The organism is Mucilaginibacter sp., from assembly GCF_039207105.1.
Taxonomy (GTDB): domain Bacteria; phylum Bacteroidota; class Bacteroidia; order Sphingobacteriales; family Sphingobacteriaceae; genus Mucilaginibacter.
Map to the genome: position 1 here is coordinate 1 of NZ_JBCECK010000038.1, position 22,179 is coordinate 22,179.

A 22,179-nucleotide genomic window follows, 5' to 3' on the forward strand; every position below is an offset into this window, starting at 1 on the left:
TCCTTTTTAAATAATGGGGCTGCCCACCGGTTTATCAAACTGAACGGCCATCGTAATATGTGTTGGGTATAAAAGGGCTATCATGGGTAGGTTATAGATCTCCTTTACGAGATAAAAAAACAAAGCGGCCCGGTCGTCACAATCACTGTATTTGGCAAACAGTGTTTCTTCGGGCGAGAGGCGTTTCTCCTTACCGAAGTTATTTTCATCATCCTCATACAAAAACGCGTACCGGGTAAAACGCATGAGGTAGTCCACCCCTTTTTTCTGGTTCATGCCTGCTGTATTCTTTTTCAGCAGCGGTATCAGCGACCCATAGGTTTCTTTACTCAACGGGATATTAAAGTACGAAGCAAAATCAACCACAGGGTAATTGGCAAAAATGTTTTCTACGTCCCGGCTCAGTTTGATGTTGAAATAATAAACCTTGTGCTTGTAAGTAAACTGTAGCTCCTTATCAACATAATCCTCGGGTTTAAAATCGGGCATTCGGGTAACCTTGTAGGAGAAAGCGTTAACCGCACCAGCAATATCAATAGTCACCGGCACCGGCGGATCAAGGTTTAGATTAGCGTTAGCATAATCATGATAGTTAAGGCACATGTACTTTTTATTATCTACCATAAAAAATGGGATGTCCTCAATATCCTCATCGTTATACACATAAAATATAATCTTATCACGTGTAAGGGCCAGCCGGGCATCATAACCTGATTTAGCCAGTAAAAACCATTTATACAAGGTATACAAACTATAATTTGCTGACTTGGGACTTATTTGTTGAGCAGTTTTACGAATTAGTTGGTAATAAAGCCAGTCATTTAAGTTATACCTTTGCTTGTAGGTGATGAGTGAATCAACCAAGGGTTGGTAATTACCGGCATTAATCGTTTGATAGAATGATTTGATAGCTTGCGGCGATAGCTTTTCGGCAATACTAACCTTCAGGTTCTCGTCTATGCCGCCGTTGAAGGTGCTTCCATAAAATTCAAAGCAAATGCGCTCGTCGTTACGCTGACCATAAACAATTGTCGTTGTAATGACCAGCAAAAATGTAACGAATACATGGATGAGCCAGCGCATGAGTGCATGATTTGAATATATTAAACTTACATAAAATTAATAATATTTTAATATTAAGTTTATGTAAACAATACTCAACACACCATTACTGAATCATGGTTAATTAATGATTATAAGGAAGATACAGGTTGAGATCTACATTTTGCTCTCTTCTATTAATTGAGCAATCCGGTATTGGTAGTATTCTTTTTTTACCGTATCCAGATCAAGGTACAGGGCTTGGGCAAGCTCCTTTAATTTATCAACGTTCAATGATTTTTTGCCGCATTCTACTCTGCTTAACTGCGCACGTTCTATATTGATCTTTTTAGAAAAATCTTCTTGTGATAAGCACAGTTCCATACGACGCTTTTTTATAAATGCGCCAAAACTGGTAAAACTACTAATGTGTTCTTCCTTTTCTTCTTTTTGGTTTTTGAAAACTGCAGGAACAATTACTGGTTGGGGCACATCAACCTTCCGGGGATTAAGCTGGCTAATGCTTTGAAACATATTGGTAAAACTCTCTGCAATTTGTTTTGATACGTTTTGGTCAATGCTGTAGGTAATTTGTCCTCTGGCGCCGTTGATCTTCAAAATTCCGGCTGCCTTTAGCTCCAGCAAATGTTTATTAATGTTTTGCTCGGTAAAAGCATGAGAGTACAACTGCTGCTTGCTGATAGAGTTATCATGCTCAATGATCATTCTGATAATAAAAACCCTGATGGGCAGTGCAAGTACACGTGCAAACTGCGCCAGTTCAAAATCCATATTGTGCAAAAGAGAATGCAGAGGAGCCATCAGAATGCTTAGGTTGTAATATGTTTAGTTGAATAAAGAAGCCTAACTAAATATAGTCAGGCCTCTTTACTAAATTATTAAGCGCAGATTATTTTCCGTAAACAGTCCAGGCAGCTTTTGACCAGTCGTTTGCAGGGTCAATAGCACCAATGTAAGTTGTTTTATCAAAGAAAGCATCGGCAAAAGCACCATCAAATTTACCGGCGACAAGTGCAGGTGAACCTGTTTTAGGGATCAGGTTTGGCGCAGCGTTGTTAAACGGATCGGTTAACTGTACATCAGCAGCAGTTGCAAACAGTTTAGTACCGTCACGACCTTCAACCAAAGCCTTTAAACCGGCAGCATCTAATACGGCAGCTGTAAGCTTATCCAATTTATAAGGCTCAGCAACAGCAGATAATAAGCTATTTTTAAGCGTGCTTGCTCCGTCTTTATAAGCCTGGGCAGTAACATCATTATCAATATCCAAACCAGCTTTTTGGCCGCCAATTACTATAGCGTTTACTAAATTAACTTTAGCACCTCTTCTCCAACGGATACCGTAACCATAATCGGCAGATGTACCTGCAGCATTGTTAGGGCCAATAGCCGTGAAGTTTGATAATACCGGTGAAGTTACCGGGGTTAATAAGTAACCTTTAGCATCAACCGTGTTATCAATTTCAAAGTTGTTTGAAATATCACCGGTAGTACCTTTAGCATCAGTAAAAGCAGGATCTTTTACTGAAACCGCATACTGGATTTTACCGTGGTATCCGTCGTCAAAATCAAAGTCGTCATCAGCGTTATTGTAAGCTATCAGGTATTTAGCGTTAAATGAACCGCCAAAAAACTCATAAGCGTCATCTAAACCGCGTAAAACCTCAATATGGTCAACTTTGGTAGCGTTACCTACGGTGTACATGCTTAGTCCGTTAACCTCATCGCCGGGGTTAACCGCTTTACCGGCATACTCAATGCGTACATATTGTAATACACCAGAGTTATCAGCATCATTAGTGCCGCCAAACTGTTGGTGAGGTACGTCAACACCACCTTCTAAAACAGCATGGTTACCGTTACCGGTTGCTAAACCAACTATTACAAGGCCGCCCAAATCGCCAGGTTTTGGAGATGATTCGGCAGATGTAATTACGATTGGTTTATCAGCAGTACCTGCAGCATTGATCTTGCTGCCTTTGTAAATGATCAATACACCCGCTGAATCTTTATTACTTACAATTTTAGTTCCCGGATCAATGGTTAATGTAGCGTTGTTATCTACATAAACATAACCACGCAGTCGGTAGGTAACACCGGCAGTCCAGTGGGTATCTTTGGTGATACTTCCTCTAACATCCTGCTTAGTTACCGTAGGCGGAGGTGGAGGGTTAGTACCCGGATCGGTGTCGTCATTTTTTGAGCAAGAAGCCAGACCTAATACGGCCAATGAGCTTAATAAGAAGATTGCTTTTTTCATAATAATCGTTAATAATTCTTGTTTATATTTCTTAGTTTTTGGGGTAAGGTTTATTTTTTGAAATCAAAGTTGTACTTGAAAGACAGCGTAGTTCCGAAACCGGCGTATTGGCTGCGGATAATCTTGTCTTCCCTGGCGTTATAAGCTGTACTGTTTGCCGTGCCGTAATTGTTATACCATGAGAATGGCTGGGCTAATATGTCAGATACAGTTAACTTGATCTCGGCATGTTTTTTAAACAAGCCTTTGCTTAGCTGCATATCTATCACGTTACGTGGTTTTTCATAGATATCAACACCACCGGTTACAGCCCTGAAGCGCAGGCGCTCACCGATACGGTTGTACAGCACGTTGAATGAGAAATCGCTGCTGGTAGGCGTATAATAAAGGCCGGCATTGATAAGGTAAGGCGATTGCCCCTGTAGTGGTGTTGAAACATTACGGCCGTCGGCAAGTTTTACTTTAGCGTTAATGTATGATGCATTTACATAAAAGGTTACATCCTTTAAAAAGCTGCCCTCGGCTATGAAATTCAATTTTTTGCGCAACTCAGCTTCAAAACCAAGATCTTTTGCATCAAGTGCGTTTTGATAGGATAAAATATCGTTACCCTGGTTAATTTGCTCAATAGGGTTCTTGAACTTTTTATAGAATGCCGAGATAGAAACGATCTCGCCGCCAGATGGGTAAAATTCAAAACGCAGGTCGGCATTATCAACAGTACTGCGTTGCATATTAGGGTTACCAGCTATGATAAAGTTGGTTTGGTAATCAAAATACCTGAAACTTGCCAACTCCCTGAACTCAGGCCGGTTTACCGAACGGAAATATGAAGCCCGCAGATTGGTTTTTTCGGTTAAGTTATACGTTAAGTTACCTGATGGCAAAAGATCTGTATTGGTATATTTTTGTTTAGGCTGCCCCAGCGGACTAAGGGTTTGAGCGTAACGTTCAAGCCTGGCGCCCCAAACCAACCTAAGCTTATCATTAAACTTGTTATCAAGCATTACATAGCCCGCATCTTGGTCAGCTGTACCTTTATAATCGGTTGAGCTTAGGTCAAGGCGCGACAGATCGATACCGTTTTGCTGTATACTTTGTGCGCTAAAAACGTTAAAAATAGTATAGCCGTTAGTAAAAGGAATAACCTTATTACCAAAGCCTATGGCGTCGGTATAACCCAGCGCGTCTATGCTGAAATCACGATCGCGACGCGATACCAAGCCACCAAATTTTAACCGCTGCGGCTGATCCATCCATTTAAATGGTATGGCCAGGTTAGCTTTGGCACCATAAATATTTTCATTCAATTTTGAATATACACGCCCCAGGTCATTAGGCTTAGGGCTGTTTTCACTTGATAAAGAAATATATTCAGGCTGATTTACCGGCGTATAAATAGTTACGATACGCTGATCGGGCTGGTTTCTGTATGACAAGCCGTATGATGCGTTCCAGTCAAAAATAATATTGCGCTTACCCAGGGTGTGCTGGCCTTCTAAAACCGAACTGTAAATACCGTTCTGTGTGGTTTCTACAGAATAACCTCTGTACCTTAACGGATTGGTTTGGCTGGTTTCAAAGTTTAAGGCATTGCTGGTTTGCTCATAATCAACCGCGAAATCATTGTTATATAAATTTCGTAACGCGATTTTATTTTTACCAAACGTGTACGCAAAGTTTAATAAGCCGCCAAGGCTTTTGTAATTGGTAAATATGTTACGGTCAAAGCTGTACAAGGGGAGCTCCTTAGTAGCATCGTTAAAGCCGGTATATCCTATCCTATCGCCAAAGGATGCACGATGACCATTGCTATAGTTGAGGCTAAAGTTATAACCAAAACGGTTGTTGTTTTTGGTGGTTTTTGAGTTTCCGGTAGAAAGCTGGAAGCCTATATTGGGGATACTTTGCTGGCCTTCTTCATAAAAAAACGTATTTGGGAACTTTTGGGCAATGGCAATCTTTTGTTCGCTGGTTGTTCCGGAGGTATAATCTTTTTTAACGTTGGAATAAGCAGACGGCAATTTTCTTGATCCATCATCAAAACCCAGGAAATCCCATTTACCCGATGGCCTTGCATCAATAAAGTTATTCTTAAAGGTTGTTTTTGAATTGTAGCCAATACTTAAGGCAGCTTCTAAAAACTGGTTATCAGGAATATCTTTAGTGATGGTATTGATGGTACCGCCCGAAAAATCGCCGGGCAGATCAGGAGTAGCTGTTTTGTAAACCACAATATTATCAACAAGGCTTGAAGGGATAATATCAAAGGCAAATGCCTTACGGTCGGGCTCAGAACTTGGCAGTGTTGAGCCGTTAAGCATATTATTATTATAACGCTCGGCCAAACCGCGTATCACCACAAATTTACCGTCCTGTACAGATGTACCGCTTACCCGTTTCAGCACATCGCCGGTATTTCTGTCGGGCGAGCGTTTGATCACATCGGCAGAGATGCCGTCCATAACCTGTACGCTATTTTTTTGCCGTGCATATAAAGCGTTAACCGATTCCTGGCGGTAGGTAGCCTTAATGGTTACCTCTTTTAATGCCTGGGTGGTGGCCTCATCCAATGTGGCATCAAGCTGGGTTACCGCGCCTGCTTTAATTTCAATATCTGAAATAGATTTGCTTTGATAACCGATGTAACGGATAATTAATGTATACCTGCCAGGTTGTAATTGGCTTAATATATACCGGCCTTCGGCGTTGGTGGCGGCGCCTTTGCTGCTGCCTTGTATGCCTATAGTTGCACCAATAAGTGTTTCGCCTGTTTTTCTATCTGTGATCTTACCTGCTAATTTACCATCGCTTTGTGCAAAAAGCTGAGTATTACTTAACAAGAACGAAACAATTAAAAGAATGGAGTATTTGATTTTCAACATAATATTTTATGACGGGTCAAAACTACCCCGGCACAGTTAAGCTTATATTATCTGAATATTATCAAATCGAATATCTTAGATAATAGATTAAACATTGTGTACACATTAGTCAAACCATAGTTTTATGAAGAAATTATGAAGAAATTATGTGTAAAAGTTATTTTACAATGAAGGTTATTTTATGATCCTACCTTTGCATACTATAATGGCTAATCATAAAAAAAGCGAATTTGCGTCGGTTGATCAACATATCTCATTAGTTGGGAAGGCTATGTCGCACCCGGCCAGGATCGCCATACTACGCATTTTAGCAGAAAACCCAGGATTTACCTGCGGCGAAATTGTTGAAGTATTACCACTGGCGCAACCCACCGTATCGCACCATCTGAAAGAATTGCTTGACTCAGGACTTATCACGGTAGCAACAGATGGTAAAAGATCATTATATAATGTAGCCTGGGTAAGCTGGAATGAATATACCCAGCAGTTTAGCCACCTGATGGAAGCTATGCACAAAAGGCAATCAATTGCCTCATAGCCCCCAATAACAATACTCTAACATCACCTATATCAATAAAAAAGCCTAAAGAACAGCAATGGTCTTTAGGCTTTTGTTTGTTACATGGCCCAACAGGCCTGCATTAAAACTTATCGTCGTTTATTTCTATCCAAAAGTTATCAGGATCTTGCAGATAAATCTGTTTAACGCCATCGGGCCTTAATTGCGGCGATTTTGAATTGCCTTTCCAGTTACCATATTTTACATGCATTTCATCTAAATGCTTGCTGAACACAGCCAGGTCAGGTACCGAATAAGAATAATGAGTGTTGATATCATGCTGCTCAATCGCGGCAGCTCCTTCAATAACATGCAATTGGGTATGCTCGCCTGTGCGGAACCATACGTGCTTGTTATCATGAAAGGGCTCTGGAATTACCTCCAACTGTATTACATCTTTATAAAAGGCAGCGCTCTTTTTAAGATCTTTTACAAAAATGGCTACGTGGTTTGCCTTTGTTTTGCTTTGTGCAAATACCGTTGTACCGATAAATGATAATAAAATTATTACCAGCGATTTTCTTGTCATGTTTAAATAATTTAAGTTTATCACAATAATAATAATCTGACAGCACTTACCCCGCATATAAACTTTATATAGCCAACTATTTACAATTGGCACCTTTTTAAGTCTATAAAAGATGAACAGCCGCTGTTACCACTAATGGTAACAAGCGGCTGTCATCCCACTTATCAATCAAAAAAATCTTAGCAAAAATTAATTAGCCGCAACTGCACTATTGAGCTGAGCTATTAATTTTTGAGCCACCAATAAAGCCGACGCAGGATTTTGACCGGTGATCATTAAACCATCCTGAACGGCAAATGGCTGCCAGTCCGTACCTTTTTTATAATCAGCGCCATTTGATTTTAACATATCCTCTAAAGAAAACGGAACCACAGTTGTCAATTGTACTGCAGCTTCTTCGGTATTGGCAAATGCCGATACTTGTTTTCCCTTAATATAAGGCTCGCCGTTGCTGGCTTTAACATTTTTCAAGGCAGCGGGTGCATGACAAACCAATGCAATTGGCTTATTGTTGCCGATAAAAGCTTCTAATAACTGAGCAGAATTCTTATCTTCAGACAGATCCCACATCGGGCCGTGACCACCGGGATAAAAAACAGCATCATAATCTTTCTGATTAACTTTTGACAGTAAAACAGTATGTGCTAATTTTTTTTGAGTAGCCGGATCAGCGAAGAATTTCCTGGTAGATTCTGTCTGAAATGAAGCCTCATTACTTTTTGGGTCAATTGGGGCCTGGCCCCCCTTTGGTGAGGCTATGGTTATTTTTGCTCCCTGGCTAATTAAATAGTAATATGGGGTAGCAAACTCCTCTATCCAAAGACCGGTTTTTTTACCCGTACTACCCAGTTGATCATGTGAGGTTACAACAAAAAGGATCTTTTTACCTGAATGTGTTGCTGGTTGGTTTTCCTGAGCAAAACCCGTCAGACTTACTATAGAAAGTAATGCTGACATTATTAATTTACCTGTGAATTTCATTTGTGTTTTTATATTTTACACAAAGGTGTAACGATTACAAAAAACCTCACAGGACGTATGTCACAAAATGTATGTGATCTACATCAAATTATTTTGCAGCTCCATACAGCCTGCTCAAGGTTTCCCGCGTAACGCCCAAATATGAGGCTAACAATTGCTTCGGTACAGTTTTAAATAATGCGGGGTATTGTTTTAACAGTTGTTCATAACGGTCTTTGGCGTTACTATTCAATAAGCTTAATATCCGTTGTTGCAAGGCGACATAGCCCCAATTTGTTTTCTTTCTGAAAAAATGTTCCACCTTATGCATCTCGGAGCATAATTTATCTTTATTCTCTGCGGTGATGCTCAGTATTTCTGCACCATCAATTGAATCTATGTAAAGGGTACTTGGCGTATTGCTATATAAGGCCTGGTAATCGGTAATCCACCAGTCAGGAAGCGCGAATTGCAGAATATGGGGTTTGTCCTCATTATCAACCATGTACGATTTCAGACACCCTTTTAATACAAAATATTCATTGTTAACATGATCTCCCTGCTGAATAAGAAACTGATGTTTTATTATTTTCCGATAAACAAAATGATCAAAAATATAGTCAAACTCACTGTCGGTTAACAATATGTTTCTTTCAAAATGTGTTCTGAGTAATTCTTTCATCCAGGTTATGAGATTGAACGACAAAATTGCTAATAATCTACCTTATTTATCTATCCTTAAAACACTTCTCCCAAATACCATTGAGCATTATCAGAAACTATTTCTCAGGAAAGTCTGGCAAACCTGGCGGCCATCGAGTATAGCCAGGTAAGCCGGATCGAGCGGGGACTACTCAACACCAGCATCTCGGTGGTCTTCGCGTTGGCCAAAGCACTTGAAATAGAACCGGCTAAACTGCTACAACGCTAAACTAACATGTGTCAGATTATCGGTCGGCATATCAATGGACCAGAAAGGTTTGGAAGCAGTGTTGAGGCGGTTTGAAGTATTCCGTGACGGTACTGTTGTGTTGGGATACACGGCCGCAAATCGTTTCACCATAGAGGTATTGGAGAAGATCACCGCCAAAAGTAAACCGACAAGGTGAGTCAGGCAGTGATTATCATCCCGATGTGATCTGGTGAAACAGTTCAGATTGCAGCCGCGTCATATTAACGGCGCTAAATGCATCTAAACTTTTCTCCTTATAAACCGGCTTTGGGAGTGTTCCGGCGATAAATTGTTTTATAAAATCGTGAATATGAGCACCCAACCGGGCGGACTGGTATCCATAAGCATGCTCAGCACCACAATGATGTAATGTTTTAAGGGCAGGACTGTCACTATTGAAAATAGCCAAAATGGGCTTCCCGCTTAACAAATAAGGGTAAAGCTTGGACGCCGTGTATTTCGGGTCATCTGAACCGGGAAGAAAAAGCGCATCTGCTTGTTGTAAAGTGGATAGTGTATGATAAAAGGAAATCCTGTCACTGATTTCGACTACATGATTTTGCAAGCCATAAGCAAGCGCCAGCGGCTGGATACTTGGTTTGCCCTGACCGGCCGGCGCGTAGCTGGTGCCAATAAAATAGATGCGGAATGCAGACAAACTGTTATCCTGACGTGACAATAACGACGATTGAAGGCACTCAAATAATGGAATAATGGCTCGGTACATATCCTCCCCTCCTCGCCCTACATAGACCAGATTTTTGCTTTCTGCTGATAATAAATCAGGGTAATCTTCTTGATTTGCCCGGGCGACGGCAACATCGTTTTCATCAAAACCGAAAGGGATGACCGCCGCGGGCACTTTCCTTACTGTCGGATAACGTTCACTTAAGTCTGTCAGGTAAGCAGCCGAAACACTAATTAACCCGTCGACGTGCCGCATGGCGATGGGCTCAAGATACTTATTAAGTCGATAAGAGAACCAGTATTTCGGCGGCCGCTGCGATTTAGGTTTATCCATATAATAATTCGAGTGCCAGGGATCTTGAAAGTCGATAACAAATGGCACCCCAAATTTTTTCTTCCAATAGGTTCCTAATATACAAACGGGAAATTGGGTTGTAGAGAAATAAATGAGATCGAACTTACCTGTCTTTAACAAGCGGTTGATCTTTTGTTTGTAAAACCAAAGTGAACGCAGTGCGAGGCTGCCTAATCCAAATTTGGATGTCCACTTCTTATCAAGCGCGTTTACTTTATGAACTTTGATAGTTGTAGGTAAACTTTGTAGCAAGAGTTCATCTTTAGACGAGTCGGAATAACGTTCATCAACTGTAACTACCTCTGCTTCCCAGCCAAATTGCAGAAAATAGGGCAAGCTCATCCGAACACGCTGCATGTCGGCGGCATTAGAAGGTGGGAAGTATGGCGAAATAATGAGCAGTTTTTTATTCAATGCTTACAGCTTTTGTATAAGGTTTAAAAATTGACGGCTTTCCAGTTCCCAGTTTAACTCCGTTTGGCCAAGCTGATAGTTTTGCAACCGGGTTTGGTGTAAAGTTTCCGGGTTCTGGAGGTAAAAGTTGATGCAGTCTGTTAGTGATTGCAGGTTACTTTTGTCGTACAGTATCCCGGTACCGGGATATTGCTCCATAAAAAGGGTTTGCGCTTGTGTGTCGCTTGCAATCATGGCTAGGCCGCATTGCACATAGGTGAAAATCTTATTGGTAAGGCAGATATTCCTGTTTAAAGGCACACTGGTTTCGGTTGCCATGCCGATATCAAATTGCACGGCCAGCTTAAAAATTTCATCAGGTGCAACAGGCCCATAAAACCATAGTTGGCCCTGTTGTAATTCAAACTGGGCGGCAAGTTGTACCATGGCCTGTTTATTGCCCTCGCTGCAATTGCCTAACAAGTGCAACTGTACATGTCCTTTGCTTGCTGCCATCGCTTTAATAACGTCTTCCAGGCCGCGTTCGCGGCCTATCGTTTGCGAAAACCAGAATAGTTTTAAAGGCTGGCCGGGTTTGTAGTTTTGGCCGATGTTCAACGTTGTTTTTGGAAATACATTGTTTATAACAACCGGGGCAAGGTAACTGTATTCGTGCTTGTAATACCGGGCAATGAGCGGACTGGCCGCCGTAAAATAATCAACCCGCCCAAAGTATTTTTCTTCAATGTATTTATTGAGCCGGTAGCCCTCATCAGCAGTTGAAGCAAATTGGCCAGAATGCATATCCTCAGCATCGTAGCCAACTTTTGCCCCGGTTTGCTTTGCTGCCAGTACGGCCGCAGGCAATGCGCCAAGGTTATGGGCTATATAAATGTCTGTTTTTATTTTTTTGGCGATGGCCATGGCCTCCGCATGGCAGCGGCTTATGGCATTTTCCGGCACACCAAAACCGCGGGTATATTTAAAAAGTAATGTGCTTAGCTTTTGGCGGAGCCGGGTTTTAAAATAAGCCGCTTTGCGTTTAACCGGATCACCGCCGCAATAAATGTACGTGCCCGGGTATTTGCGGATTAATTCCTCATCAGCTTTTTGCGCCCAGCCCTGGTAAAAGCAGCAGATCACTTTTACGGAATAACCCAACCCATGCAAGGTTTCGGCTTCTTTAACCAACCGCGGATTGGTTGCCGGCTGACCGGTAGTTATAAAAGTAACGTGCTTCAATTTTTGCCTGTTGCCAATTGGTATAAATCTTCGTATTGTTTGGCCAGTACCCCGGCGCTGAACTTTTGCTCTGCCACCTGCCTACAGGTTTTCCTGCCTACACTGCCGATATTATTTATAGCGGCTTCCATCTCGGCTTCACTATCGCAAACAAAACCATTAAAGCCATTTGTTACCACTTCAGGAACGGCGCCGCGTTTAAAACCGATAACCGGTGTACCGCAGGCTAAGGCCTCAGCCATTACAATGCCAAAGGGTTCATCCCAGGTTACGGGCATCAGGAAAGCTTTTGAATTACGGAGCAACTCGTTTTTCTGGCTGTCATTAACTGGGCCTATATATTTGATCTGCTCGCCATCAATATGCGGCTTGACCTGTTCATTAAAATATTGCTGGTGCTGGGCCTCGTTGGGGATGTTGCCTGCGATGACCAGTTTTTGATTTGTTTTTTTTGCCGCCTGTATAGCGATAGCTGTCCCTTTTTCCTGTTGGATGCGGCCTAAAAAAGTAAGTGGGGCATCTTCGGCAATATGGGCATTAAACTGGTAATCATTAATATCAACGCCGTTGTAAATGGTAGTTACATTAGCAAAGGGACTGATTTTACCTGCTATATAATTACTGCATGCGGTAAACCTGAGTGAGTTTTTAGGTGCAATACTTACGGCTTTTTTTACCTGCGATACCGTGGGCGGCAACTGGTACGATACTATTTTAGGGATACGGCTTAGCATGAGCAGGGCAATGTTGTTCATCCTGCCGAAGGTATGCACGAGATCAAAATGCTGAAAGGCAATTTTTGATGTAAGCCGGTTGATCCTGAGCATGTCTTTAACGCCATATTGTGCTGATTCGCGGTAGCCGATAAGTTTGCAGCCCGGCTGCGAATGTTCATTGGCATACAGGGTAACATCGTGCCCGTTTTCGATCAACTCCTGTATCAGCATAAAAACAATGCGTTCAATGCCGCCATATTGCTCAGGTGGTACAGGGATCAGCGGATTTACTATAATGGCTATTTTCAATTTTGTTTGTGTTGTTCACCTTCCCGATACCGCAACTGTGTTTGTTTTAGCAAAAATGCATAGGTATCCCGTTGCGATGCAAGATATTGTTTCAGGTAATTTAATTTGTGGCCATTGCCCAGCAGCCATTTGCCAATGCTAAGCCAATCGGTAAGGGTAAAGTATTTATATAATCCGCGATCCTTCAGGATCAAATAATTGGCCAGGAAAAAATTAGCCGTGGGAACCGGCCGCTGCATCCGGTAATATGTCAGGCTTTCTCTCATTGTTTTATCGCTATCCTGCGAAGCGGCAATAAAGCTGGCCAGCAGCATCACCTGGGTACCTATCCATGTGTAGCGGTCATTATCGCGGTTTGTAGTGAGTGTAATCGCAAAATTAGCGAGCGGCTTGCCCTGCAGGTAAACAGGATGTTCAAATGAACGTTCCCTTACCAATTCAATGGCGTTAAGCAGGGTACCGGAAGGAGCGAGATAATTTGAGGCGTATTGCCCGCGGTATAGCATTGCCCCTGTTGAGTGTAAAGCATTTATAGCCTGCCTTATGTGAGGCCACTCAAAAAAGCGCGATTCATTGGATGGCCATGTTGTTTTGCCGGTATCTGTCCAGGTATTTCCTGGTTCTTCCTGCCATAGTTTCATGTTGCTCCATGATACTTTTATGGTAGGATTGACATCCATAACGGCTATCATATCTTTTAAAAAATCGGGTGCCCACCAGTTGTCATCTTCCAGGATGCTTGCATAAGATTCGGAGCAGCCTGCAAATGCGAGGTTGAAGCTAACCACGGCGCCAAGATTTACAGGATGGTTCTTGATTATAAATCTCTCGTCGTTTAATGAAGCGATGAATTCGGCAGGAAAGCCATCCTCAGGGCAATCATTATGTACCTCGCATACCCAGTCGGTAAAAGTTTGATCGATTAAACTTTTCACAGCGCGCGGCAGCAGGTGGTTCCTTTTATAAGTAAACAGGTATATGCGGCAGCAGGCCATTATTTAGGGCCTCCCGATAGCAAGAACTTTAGTTTTTTAACATTCTTCCAGCCGATGACGCTTTGGAGCAAACGGGTATAACCGCCGGATAGAAAGGGAGCAGTTGAGCCCCCAAGTTCTTTTACCTTACTTTCGGCAAGGTTTACCAGCGCTTTGTGGTAAGGATAAAACGAATAAACAAAGTTTTGGAAGCAGGCGGCGCATACCTTTCTTACGCGGTTGCTTTGTTCAAAGGCCAGCATCTGCGAGGTACCCCAATTTATTGAATCGTAAGCTGATTGAGCCCCTTTTTGCGATTTTAATGAAGATAAAGAATTTGGCAGGCCGCTCCTGTAATAAAGTATGGAGTTTTCGGCAAAGCGGATCTCTCGCGCGTAAAGCAGCACCCTGATGATAAATTCAAAATCATTGATGAGGCTCAGGCGCTCGTCCCATAAACCCGATTCTTCGAGTACAGCCCTTGGGATAAGCCATATGGCGCATTGCATCATGACCTGCTTACCATCCATTGATGACACCAGCCAATCGATAGGTTTACTGTCATGCCTGATCAGATCGTCATTTAATTTAAAGGTGCTGGTATCATCATTGTAAAACCGGCCCCAGGCAGCAGAAGCTATAACATCATCACGGTTATCAATGCGTTTTACCTGCCCGGCGATATATCCGGGTGATATCATGTCGTCGGCATCCATGAATTTAATAAACCGTCCTTTTGAAAAACTAAAAGCGCGGTTAGCAGCCGCGCACTGCCCGCTGTTTTGCTGCTCGTAGATCCTGATCCGCGGATCGGTAAATTGCCCAAGCACGGTAGCTGTATCATCGGTCGATCCGTCATTAACAATGATCAGTTCCCAGTTGGTATAGGATTGCGACAATACCGATTGCACAGCTTCGGCAATGTATTTATCTGCGTTGTAGGCAGGCATGCAGACAGAAACTAACGGACTGTTTTCCATTCGGAAGTAAAATAAGGCTTTTTAGCCTTGAAAATATAATGGCGAACTATTTGTGGCTGCGTTAAATCGGGCTTATCGTCGTAAAAAATGGTGTACGTTCTTTCGTCAAGAGGCAGGGCGTTTTGTTGATACAGCACATAACTCATAAGCGTTTGCTCAACTTGTGCAGGGCCGGCATTTGGATATTGCTCAAGGAGCAGCTTTGCCTTCGCTTCCAGATCAGCATAATCTACCTTATTATTATCGTAAGCTATGATGCCGCCATTAACACTTTTAATGCAGTCAATTCCATATTTATCCCTCAGCAGTTCCTCATTATCAACAAAATAAGAATCTGTTAGCCCCTCCTTCATGTACAGGGCTGTCTTACGCTGATAAGCATCCAGAATCTGTACGGGTTTATCGAAAAAGATCATATCGCTATCCAGGTGGATGGCCCATGACGGCGAGGTATGTATATCTATCAGCCGGCGGAAAAACGGGTGCCAGTTGCGCAAATATCGTAACGTTGGGAAGCTATCCTCAGGTAAAACAATATCGAGCTGCCTCACTACCTCTGTTTCAGAAACTGCTTCAACGCCAGGCAATGCTTTTTTGATATAATCGATGTATTCATCGGTCAGCGTTCCATCCGAATAAAGTTTAATGCCCACCTTGCCATCCAAATGTTTGGCCAGCGTGTATGCACAAAAAATGGTTTGATGCCAATGCAGGGCCCCGGTAAGATAATTAACTTCAAGTGTTTTGTTTACCGATAAATTGATAGGCGGCAATTTCAGGGCACTTTTTCGCATTTGCCGCTCGCCACGCTCCATATTATACGACCCTATTAACCCAAAATGACCGATATAATACCTGATTTTCAAGGTAGGTTTAAAAAATAGCTTATAAATTATACTGCCTAATGTCATTTAGGGAAAAAGTGTTTCCAGCCCTGTTTAAAATAACCCTCTTTTGAAAGATCAACGTAATGATGAAGAACGCCGGTTTTATTCTTAATCTGATCTTTACCAGGGTTTACGATATATGTTTCGGCTTTTAGAGTAGTGGCATTGCCATCGCCTATCAGCATGGCCGAAAGGGCTTGTTCGAGATAGTAGGAAGTACCTTCCTGTTCTTCCATAACTTTGATCCAGTTTTCCAGCCCCTGCCAATTAATTTCTTCACTTTTTAAGCCAATGGCGCCCACGTTAAGCAATGGTTTTATGGGCGAACCGGCCAATTGTTCCATCAATTTCTGCGAATAGCCGTAGGCCTCAACACAATCAATCATATGCAAAGGCTGCTGCGGATGCCTGAGCCAGCTTAGCAAGTCGACAGGTTCGTTCCAGAACAACATATCCGAATCCAATACCAGTTTCCATGCATTGCCTGGAATGGTATGTACATCGGTTAATTTCCTGAGGTGGGGATATACTGCTCTTTTTTTACGAAGATTAGGATAGCGCGATTCGGGCAAGGTGTTTTGCAGGTTTCTATTGATCTCACCAGCAGTAAATACCCGCGCACCGGGCAGTTGTTTATTCACCTGTTCAATCAGCTGGTTATCGAAACTGCCATCATCAACCAAAATAAATTGAAACTTGTTAGTTGTTGTTTTGCTGAGTGATTGAATGCAGTATAACGTTTGATACAGGTAGTTTTTACCAGTTAAAAAGTAAACTGGCAATCCATCAGCATATGAGGTTACCGGAGGCAGTTTAACCGAATGCTTTTCCATTTCCCGTCGACCGTTCATCATGCTGCGGTAATTGAAATAACCACCAAAGCGCTTGAACTTTTGTAAATGCGAACGCGGGTTGCGGTATAAAAAATCGATGACTCGCTGTAACAAGGTTGTTTATAAATTAAAAAATGCGTCGCGCCAAAACAGGTGCCTTACATTGGCGGTATAGTGCCTGCCTATCACATCTTTTGGAGACATGGGCCTAATCTGCTGGTGGTCCAGGTTGTGGTTTTTGATAAGATCCCTGGTCCAGGGCATACCGATTGATTTACTGGCTATATGAGCAAAAATAGTTTGTTCGGTAAAATAATGCACATAATTGCTTACTTCAAGCAGTAACTGCTCAAGCTGAAAATCGTCATAAATAGTGGGCCCGTAAATATTCAGTAAGCCCGAGCTGAAAGTATAATGATCATAAAGGTTGTTTTTATAAAAATCCAAAACGCGGTCATCATAAAGCGAGTGTCCTTCCTCGCTGCCGCCGCAAACAAAACCGCTATGGTGCGTAATATATTTGTTAAAGTCCTGGTAAAAGATAATGTCGCTATCCACCCATACTACCGGCTGTATTTCGGCCTGGTGAAGAACAACTGCAAGCTTTTTTCCAAGTACATGGCTTTCGGCGTATTTTAAAAGATTTACCCTGTTTTTTTCACGGTGATAAGTTTCACTTTGCTGCCAGTCATTTATAATCAGCTCGCCGGGCCAAAACCTGAGCTGTTTTTTAATTTCGGCAGCGGATACGGAGCCATCGGAGCTTACGATTAGTTTAGGGAGCGTATCCCAGTTTTTAGCGATGGAAAAAACGGCAAGACGGGTAAGGTCCATGATCTTTTTGCCGGCCATCATGAGCACCACCTGATCTGATGTGCTTTTTTGCGATTTGATAACAAGTGGTTTGTACCGGAGTAACTTGCGGTAAAGGAGCGGTAAACGAAAAGCCAGCGAGTTATTTATTTTCTTGATCATGTATTGTTTTGGTGTACAAGTCCATCATACTGGCCGCAGGCGCCCCGCCATTTGATATAACCTGTTTTATTTTTCCATGCACGGTAGCTAAACCATGCCTTGGTTTTTCTGAGCAAAGCGCCGGTTTTTGTTATCGGTTTCCATGGGTTTATGCCCTGGCTTTGTAATAGCTGCGCCCATGATTTATTAGTGTTATTAAGCAAGCGGGCTATGTAGCCGGGTTGCATGCGCTGAACTGGTATAATGTGCTGTAATATAAGCCCGGGAAAGTACCCAACCTGCCAGCCGCTTTTAAGGATCTCGATCACCATATCATTATCACCGCCCGAGCTCAGGGAATTGGCTGTCCGATCGGTAATGTTATTTTGGCCTGAGCTTATTTTTTTTATGTATGCCGATAACGCATCACGCCTGATAGCCATTCCGGCGCCGATAGGGGCGGCAGTTGGATATTCATTGTTCCAGGAGGCCGTCATCGGTTCATTGCCCAGGTTGCGCAGTGCAAGGCTGTCATAAAATTCGCTCAGCCATTCGGGCGGTTCTGTGTCAAACAAGGGAACGGATTTGCCGCCGATGGCGCCCAATTTGGGGTTTTGTTCAAATATGGCTAAAGCTTTCTCCAGGTAATCGCTGTTTAAAATATTATCGTCATCAACCATTATAATGATACCGCCTGCCGATTCGTTAAACCCTCTAAGCCGGGCGTAGGTAAGCCCCTGTTTTGTTTCCTTTACAATTTTGGCTGCCGGATGCCAGCTTAAGTTAAGTTGCCGCTCAAAATTGTTGGATGAGTTATTATCGATAATGATAAGCTCCCATTGGTCTATAGCCAGCGACTGGCCTTTTAACGCCGAAAGCGTTTGCTCCAATCTTGTCAAATGGGGGTTATAAGTTGGGATTATTACCGAGAGCAGCATCAGTTAAAATCAGCAATGAGTTTGTTATAATAAGTTAGAGAATTTACAGCCAATTGCTCGCCTGTAAATTTATCTTCGACAGTTTTGCGGGCGTTTTCGCCTAATTGTTCTCTTAATTCTTTGTTATTTACAAGCTGTATAATTTTATCGGCGAGGCTTTGCGCATCGCCGGTTTCGGCAAACAGGCCGTTGTATTGATCTGCGATAATTTCAGAAACACCGCCAACATTACAGCCAATAACCGGTTTGCCGTAGCTCATAGCCTCAATAAAGATCAATCCAAAGGATTCATACCGCGAGGGGGCAACAAATACATCGCATGTGCGGTAAGCCTGCGCCAGGATTTCGTTATCAACCTTTCCCCTGAAAATAACTTTTTGGAAAACCGGATCGGCGTTACCGGCCCTGAACCTGTTCTGGTAATCGTTGCCGGGATCATTACCAACCAGTTCAAACAAAACATCCGGATTTTGCGCCAGTGCAAGCGGGATGGCAGCAAGCAACACATCGGTACCCTTACGGTATTCCAGCCTGCCTGTGTATAATACTTTGATTGACCTATCTGTGGGTTCATTTTTATTTATCACAGGCAGGTTAACACCATGCGGGATAATTTCAAACCGCGCCGCGTTAATACCATAAAGATGTTCCAGCTCCTTTGCATGGCTATAAGCGTGAGTGAGCAAATGCCTGCTCCTTTTAATAAAGCGGATCTCCATATTGGCTATCAGGTCCATCACTCTCGATTTAAAAGGATAATGTTCATTCATAATCTGCGAAAAGGTAGTACTTACCCTTACAGCCACCGGTGCTTTAATTCTTTTTTCGTTCAAAAGGTGGCACAATGAAAAATAGCTGGTGGTTTCAATAACATCAACATTATACTGCAGTACAATTTTGCTTACTGCTTGTGATGCGACGCGCATACTGGTTAGCTTCAATGCAAAATCAATAATGGCCCACTTATGTTTAAAAAATCTGGCTACGAGACCGGGTGCTTTTACTTTGTAAGTGTGCACCGCAATATTTTCGGTAAGGAAATATTGGCTAAAATCATCAGCATCTGTTTGGTAACGCGGGCGAACATGCAGCACAATAACACGGTTCCCTTTGTCTGCCAAACTTTGGGCCAGCAGCAGGTAGTGATTTGCTATGCCGCTATCGATAGTTTGCTCATCGGGCAAATATGGTGTTACCAGTGCTATGGTCATGGTTTTAGAGCCTTGTTGGTTTCATTTACCCAAGTATCCAGCCCTGCCGGGTTCCAGTGCGAATCGGAGCGGTAAAACAGGTTGCGCCGATCTGTTTTGAAGATCTTATACAATGGTACCGTAGGCAGATCGGTTTTTTGTTCAACCCTTTCGAGCAGGTGGTTATATGGCATCCGCTTATCATCATAAACCGAAGCCGGGTTAGGTATTATCGACAGGAAAACTTTTTTAAATCCGATGGAGCGATAATAATCGCGTGCCAGATCAAGATTTCGAACAATGGAATCTACGGCCTGGTCGCTCTTAGGCCTGAAGGCTGATTGCTGGCTTGCGGTATCAACGGTGATATTAAAAAGCAATCTTTTTTTATCGGTACTTACAGCTACCTCTTTCGCAACGCGGTCAAAAAGCTTGTAGTTTAAAGCGGCTTTGGCCTCATGAAATGGCGCTGCCAGTTTATTATCAAAAAGGATAATTTCGAGGTTGCGGCTTAGATCTTTATTGAAGATAATTTTGTTAATCCTCTCAAAAATTGATGCGGAAGGCTGGCTTACTGCCTGTACCGGCGTGTTGCGGAGGTTAACCTTATTTTTAATCTCGTTTTCTGTCCAGCGCACTTCGTCGGTTTTATTGATGTCGTAGCCATTCAAGTTGCGCTCGGCAAATTCAAGCAGCAGGTAGTTTTGTTTGGTAGTATCAATTTTAGTTGGTCCGAAGGCAAAGCGGCGGTCGAGAAAAATAACGTTGTCAAAATCATCAAAAGCGCCGGTAAGAGTTTTGTCAGCCAAAAAGCTATCGCCTATAATATACAATATATGGTTGGTGCTTTGCCTGCCTGGTTTAGGGATATAGCGCTTAAAAGGCTCCAGCTCAAATTTGTACTGACGCAAAGAACTCATTCCATAAAGATCGCCATAAGCCCATTTGTTTGAATGAACGAAGGCGGCTTTAAACAAAGGGCTTTCATGTACTGCCTGCGGGTCGAGGTGATCGAAATATTTTTCAGACTTTATTTTATTAATGAACGATTGGTTCATCGCGCTGCCCAACAGCATAACGCTTACTATCAATATAACCAAACCGGCGATCTTACGCATCAAAACTGAAAATATATAAATTGTGCCTCATTAAAAATCCCCAGGAAGTAACAAGCAAGTGCCAGGCCGCTTATGATCAATACTTTTTTTGCATTGGAATAATCTTTTGCCTTGCGCAGATAGCGCTCGCCTAAGAGCAGGGCTATGATGATGAAAGCACAATACCAAAGTTCATGAACCGACATCAGGCTGTTTGCCGAATAACTAAAACCATTGCCCGTAAGAATTTTATTTAAGATGTAAAATGCATCGATAACGGTATTGGCCCTGAAAAACACCCATGCAAGGCAAACCAGGTTGAACGTAATGAGCCACTTAAAAAAAGTTAAGCCTTTAATACGGATGTTAAATTTATTTAATAATTGATAGGCTACCAATAACAGGCCATGAATTAAGCCCCATACCAGGTATTTCCAATTAGCGCCATGCCACAACCCGCTTACCATAAATACAATGAGCAGGTTAACACAGGTTACCCCAAAATTTACCCTGCTGCCCCCCAGCGGGATATACAGGTAGTCCCGAAACCAGGTGGAGAGGGAGATATGCCAGCGTTTCCAGAAATCAGAAATATTTGAAGCAAGGTAAGGGAAGTTAAAATTCTGCATAAGCTCGATACCTAAAACCAATGCGGTACCTATTGCAATATCCGAGTAGCCGCTAAAGTCGCAATAGATCTGGAAGGCAAAAAAATACGTGGCTACAAGCAGCTCAAGTGCCGAATGCCCATGCGGATTGGTAAACACCGGGTCGACGTAAAGGCCAAGCCTGTCGGCAACTACCACTTTTTTAAACAGGCCCATCGCCATAAAAAAAAAGCCGGTTATTAAGTTGCTGCTCTTGAAATTATTAACCCGGTGCAGTTGCGGTAAAATATGCTGGGGCCTTTCAATAGGGCCTGCCACCATTTGCGGATAAAACATCACGTACAAAGCGTAGAGGCCAAAATGCCGCTCTGCAGGTTGGTTGCGCCGGTAAACCTCGATGGTGTAACTCATGGCCTGGAACGTATGGAATGACAAGCCTATAGGCAAAATAAAATCAAGCAACGGTATTTGCGGGCCATGGAATGCGCCGGATAATATGTTCAAGTTGCCGGCCAAAAAATTAAAATATTTATAAAAAGCCAGTACCCCAATATTGGTAACCAGGCTTAAAATAAGATAAAACTTGCGGGCCCTGCCGGAAGATTTTTCGATCAGGATACCTGCGCCGTAATCAACAATAATGGTGAAAAGGATAATGAGGATATAAATTGGCTTAAAGTACATGTAAAAATAGCTGCTTGCAGCTAACAGCCACATCCACCTTAGTTTATGGGGCAGCAGGTAATAAGTGATAGTGATCACCAGGAAAAATACAAGGAACAGCAGCGAGTTAAAAAGCATTAAAACCG

At 42.6% G+C, this 22,179-nt stretch carries 21 protein-coding genes; 2 read left to right on the forward strand and 19 right to left on the reverse strand.

The window, feature by feature from the left end; translation table 11 throughout:
• Positions 1–6: 6 nt before the first annotated feature.
• From AAGC65_RS10175 to AAGC65_RS10190, 4 genes are all read right to left on the reverse strand, one after another.
• Entirely contained in the window at positions 7–1,083 is a 1,077-nt protein-coding gene (locus AAGC65_RS10175) for a hypothetical protein (RefSeq protein WP_343112338.1), read from the reverse strand.
• Positions 1,084–1,218: 135 nt separating this feature from the next.
• Entirely contained in the window at positions 1,219–1,833 is a 615-nt protein-coding gene (locus AAGC65_RS10180) for a helix-turn-helix transcriptional regulator (protein ID WP_343112339.1), read from the reverse strand.
• Positions 1,834–1,951: 118 nt separating this feature from the next.
• A complete protein-coding gene (locus AAGC65_RS10185) occupies positions 1,952–3,322 on the reverse strand; it encodes a hypothetical protein (RefSeq protein WP_343112340.1) in 1,371 nt (456 codons plus the stop codon).
• A gap of 50 nt (positions 3,323–3,372) precedes the next feature.
• Positions 3,373–6,207: a TonB-dependent receptor domain-containing protein gene (locus tag AAGC65_RS10190; RefSeq protein ID WP_343112341.1), complete on the reverse strand. Its 2,835-nt coding sequence runs from the start codon at positions 6,205–6,207 to the stop codon at positions 3,373–3,375.
• 205 nt (positions 6,208–6,412) lie between these two features.
• On the opposite strand from AAGC65_RS10190, the gene AAGC65_RS10195 reads away from it, so the two are divergent.
• A complete protein-coding gene (locus AAGC65_RS10195; RefSeq protein ID WP_343112342.1) occupies positions 6,413–6,745 on the forward strand; it encodes a metalloregulator ArsR/SmtB family transcription factor in 333 nt (110 codons plus the stop codon).
• Between the two features lie 103 nt (positions 6,746–6,848).
• Here AAGC65_RS10195 and AAGC65_RS10200 read toward each other — a convergent pair whose 3' ends face one another.
• From AAGC65_RS10200 to AAGC65_RS10210, 3 genes are all read right to left on the reverse strand, one after another.
• On the reverse strand, positions 6,849–7,295 hold the full coding sequence (locus AAGC65_RS10200; RefSeq protein ID WP_343112343.1) for a VOC family protein: 447 nt from the start codon (positions 7,293–7,295) through the stop codon (positions 6,849–6,851).
• A 189-nt stretch (positions 7,296–7,484) separates the two neighbouring features.
• Positions 7,485–8,252: a type 1 glutamine amidotransferase domain-containing protein gene (locus tag AAGC65_RS10205; RefSeq protein ID WP_343112344.1), complete on the reverse strand. Its 768-nt coding sequence runs from the start codon at positions 8,250–8,252 to the stop codon at positions 7,485–7,487.
• Between the two features lie 112 nt (positions 8,253–8,364).
• Entirely contained in the window at positions 8,365–8,937 is a 573-nt protein-coding gene (locus tag AAGC65_RS10210) for a Crp/Fnr family transcriptional regulator (RefSeq protein WP_343112345.1), read from the reverse strand.
• A 99-nt stretch (positions 8,938–9,036) separates the two neighbouring features.
• Here AAGC65_RS10210 and AAGC65_RS26180 point away from each other — a divergent pair, with 99 nt between their 5' ends.
• Positions 9,037–9,186 (forward strand): helix-turn-helix domain-containing protein, encoded by a 150-nt coding sequence (locus AAGC65_RS26180; protein WP_407940664.1) that lies wholly within the window; start codon positions 9,037–9,039, stop codon positions 9,184–9,186.
• 193 nt (positions 9,187–9,379) lie between these two features.
• Here AAGC65_RS26180 and AAGC65_RS10215 read toward each other — a convergent pair whose 3' ends face one another.
• Genes AAGC65_RS10215 through AAGC65_RS10270 form a run of 12 tightly spaced genes read right to left on the reverse strand, consistent with a single transcriptional unit; the run spans position 9,380 to position 22,171 of the window.
• Complete coding sequence (locus AAGC65_RS10215; protein WP_343112346.1) at positions 9,380–10,663, reverse strand: glycosyltransferase; 1,284 nt, start codon at positions 10,661–10,663, stop codon at positions 9,380–9,382.
• A 3-nt stretch (positions 10,664–10,666) separates the two neighbouring features.
• Complete coding sequence (locus AAGC65_RS10220) at positions 10,667–11,884, reverse strand: hypothetical protein (RefSeq protein WP_343112347.1); 1,218 nt, start codon at positions 11,882–11,884, stop codon at positions 10,667–10,669.
• Positions 11,881–12,909, reverse strand: a complete 1,029-nt coding sequence (locus AAGC65_RS10225) for a glycosyltransferase family 4 protein (RefSeq protein WP_343112348.1) — start codon at positions 12,907–12,909, stop codon at positions 11,881–11,883. Before AAGC65_RS10225 ends, AAGC65_RS10220 begins: the two co-directional genes overlap by 4 nt.
• Positions 12,906–13,904: a glycosyltransferase gene (locus tag AAGC65_RS10230; protein WP_343112349.1), complete on the reverse strand. Its 999-nt coding sequence runs from the start codon at positions 13,902–13,904 to the stop codon at positions 12,906–12,908. Before AAGC65_RS10230 ends, AAGC65_RS10225 begins: the two co-directional genes overlap by 4 nt.
• Positions 13,904–14,863: a glycosyltransferase gene (locus AAGC65_RS10235; RefSeq protein ID WP_343112350.1), complete on the reverse strand. Its 960-nt coding sequence runs from the start codon at positions 14,861–14,863 to the stop codon at positions 13,904–13,906. The genes AAGC65_RS10230 and AAGC65_RS10235 overlap by 1 nt, the downstream gene beginning before the upstream one ends.
• Positions 14,845–15,729: a hypothetical protein gene (locus tag AAGC65_RS10240; RefSeq protein ID WP_343112351.1), complete on the reverse strand. Its 885-nt coding sequence runs from the start codon at positions 15,727–15,729 to the stop codon at positions 14,845–14,847. The genes AAGC65_RS10235 and AAGC65_RS10240 overlap by 19 nt, the downstream gene beginning before the upstream one ends.
• Before the next feature lie 41 nt (positions 15,730–15,770).
• Positions 15,771–16,697 carry a hypothetical protein gene (locus AAGC65_RS10245; RefSeq protein WP_343112352.1) on the reverse strand — a complete coding sequence of 309 codons (927 nt, stop codon included), beginning with the start codon at positions 16,695–16,697 and terminating at the stop codon, positions 15,771–15,773.
• Positions 16,698–16,703: 6 nt separating this feature from the next.
• Positions 16,704–17,558 (reverse strand): hypothetical protein, encoded by an 855-nt coding sequence (locus AAGC65_RS10250; protein ID WP_343112353.1) that lies wholly within the window; start codon positions 17,556–17,558, stop codon positions 16,704–16,706.
• Entirely contained in the window at positions 17,555–18,475 is a 921-nt protein-coding gene (locus tag AAGC65_RS10255; protein WP_343112354.1) for a glycosyltransferase, read from the reverse strand. The genes AAGC65_RS10250 and AAGC65_RS10255 overlap by 4 nt, the downstream gene beginning before the upstream one ends.
• On the reverse strand, positions 18,475–19,686 hold the full coding sequence (locus AAGC65_RS10260; protein ID WP_343112355.1) for a glycosyltransferase family 4 protein: 1,212 nt from the start codon (positions 19,684–19,686) through the stop codon (positions 18,475–18,477). Before AAGC65_RS10260 ends, AAGC65_RS10255 begins: the two co-directional genes overlap by 1 nt.
• Positions 19,683–20,783: a hypothetical protein gene (locus AAGC65_RS10265; protein WP_343112356.1), complete on the reverse strand. Its 1,101-nt coding sequence runs from the start codon at positions 20,781–20,783 to the stop codon at positions 19,683–19,685. The genes AAGC65_RS10260 and AAGC65_RS10265 overlap by 4 nt, the downstream gene beginning before the upstream one ends.
• Positions 20,783–22,171: an MBOAT family O-acyltransferase gene (locus AAGC65_RS10270; protein ID WP_343112357.1), complete on the reverse strand. Its 1,389-nt coding sequence runs from the start codon at positions 22,169–22,171 to the stop codon at positions 20,783–20,785. The genes AAGC65_RS10265 and AAGC65_RS10270 overlap by 1 nt, the downstream gene beginning before the upstream one ends.
• Positions 22,172–22,179 lie beyond the last annotated feature (8 nt).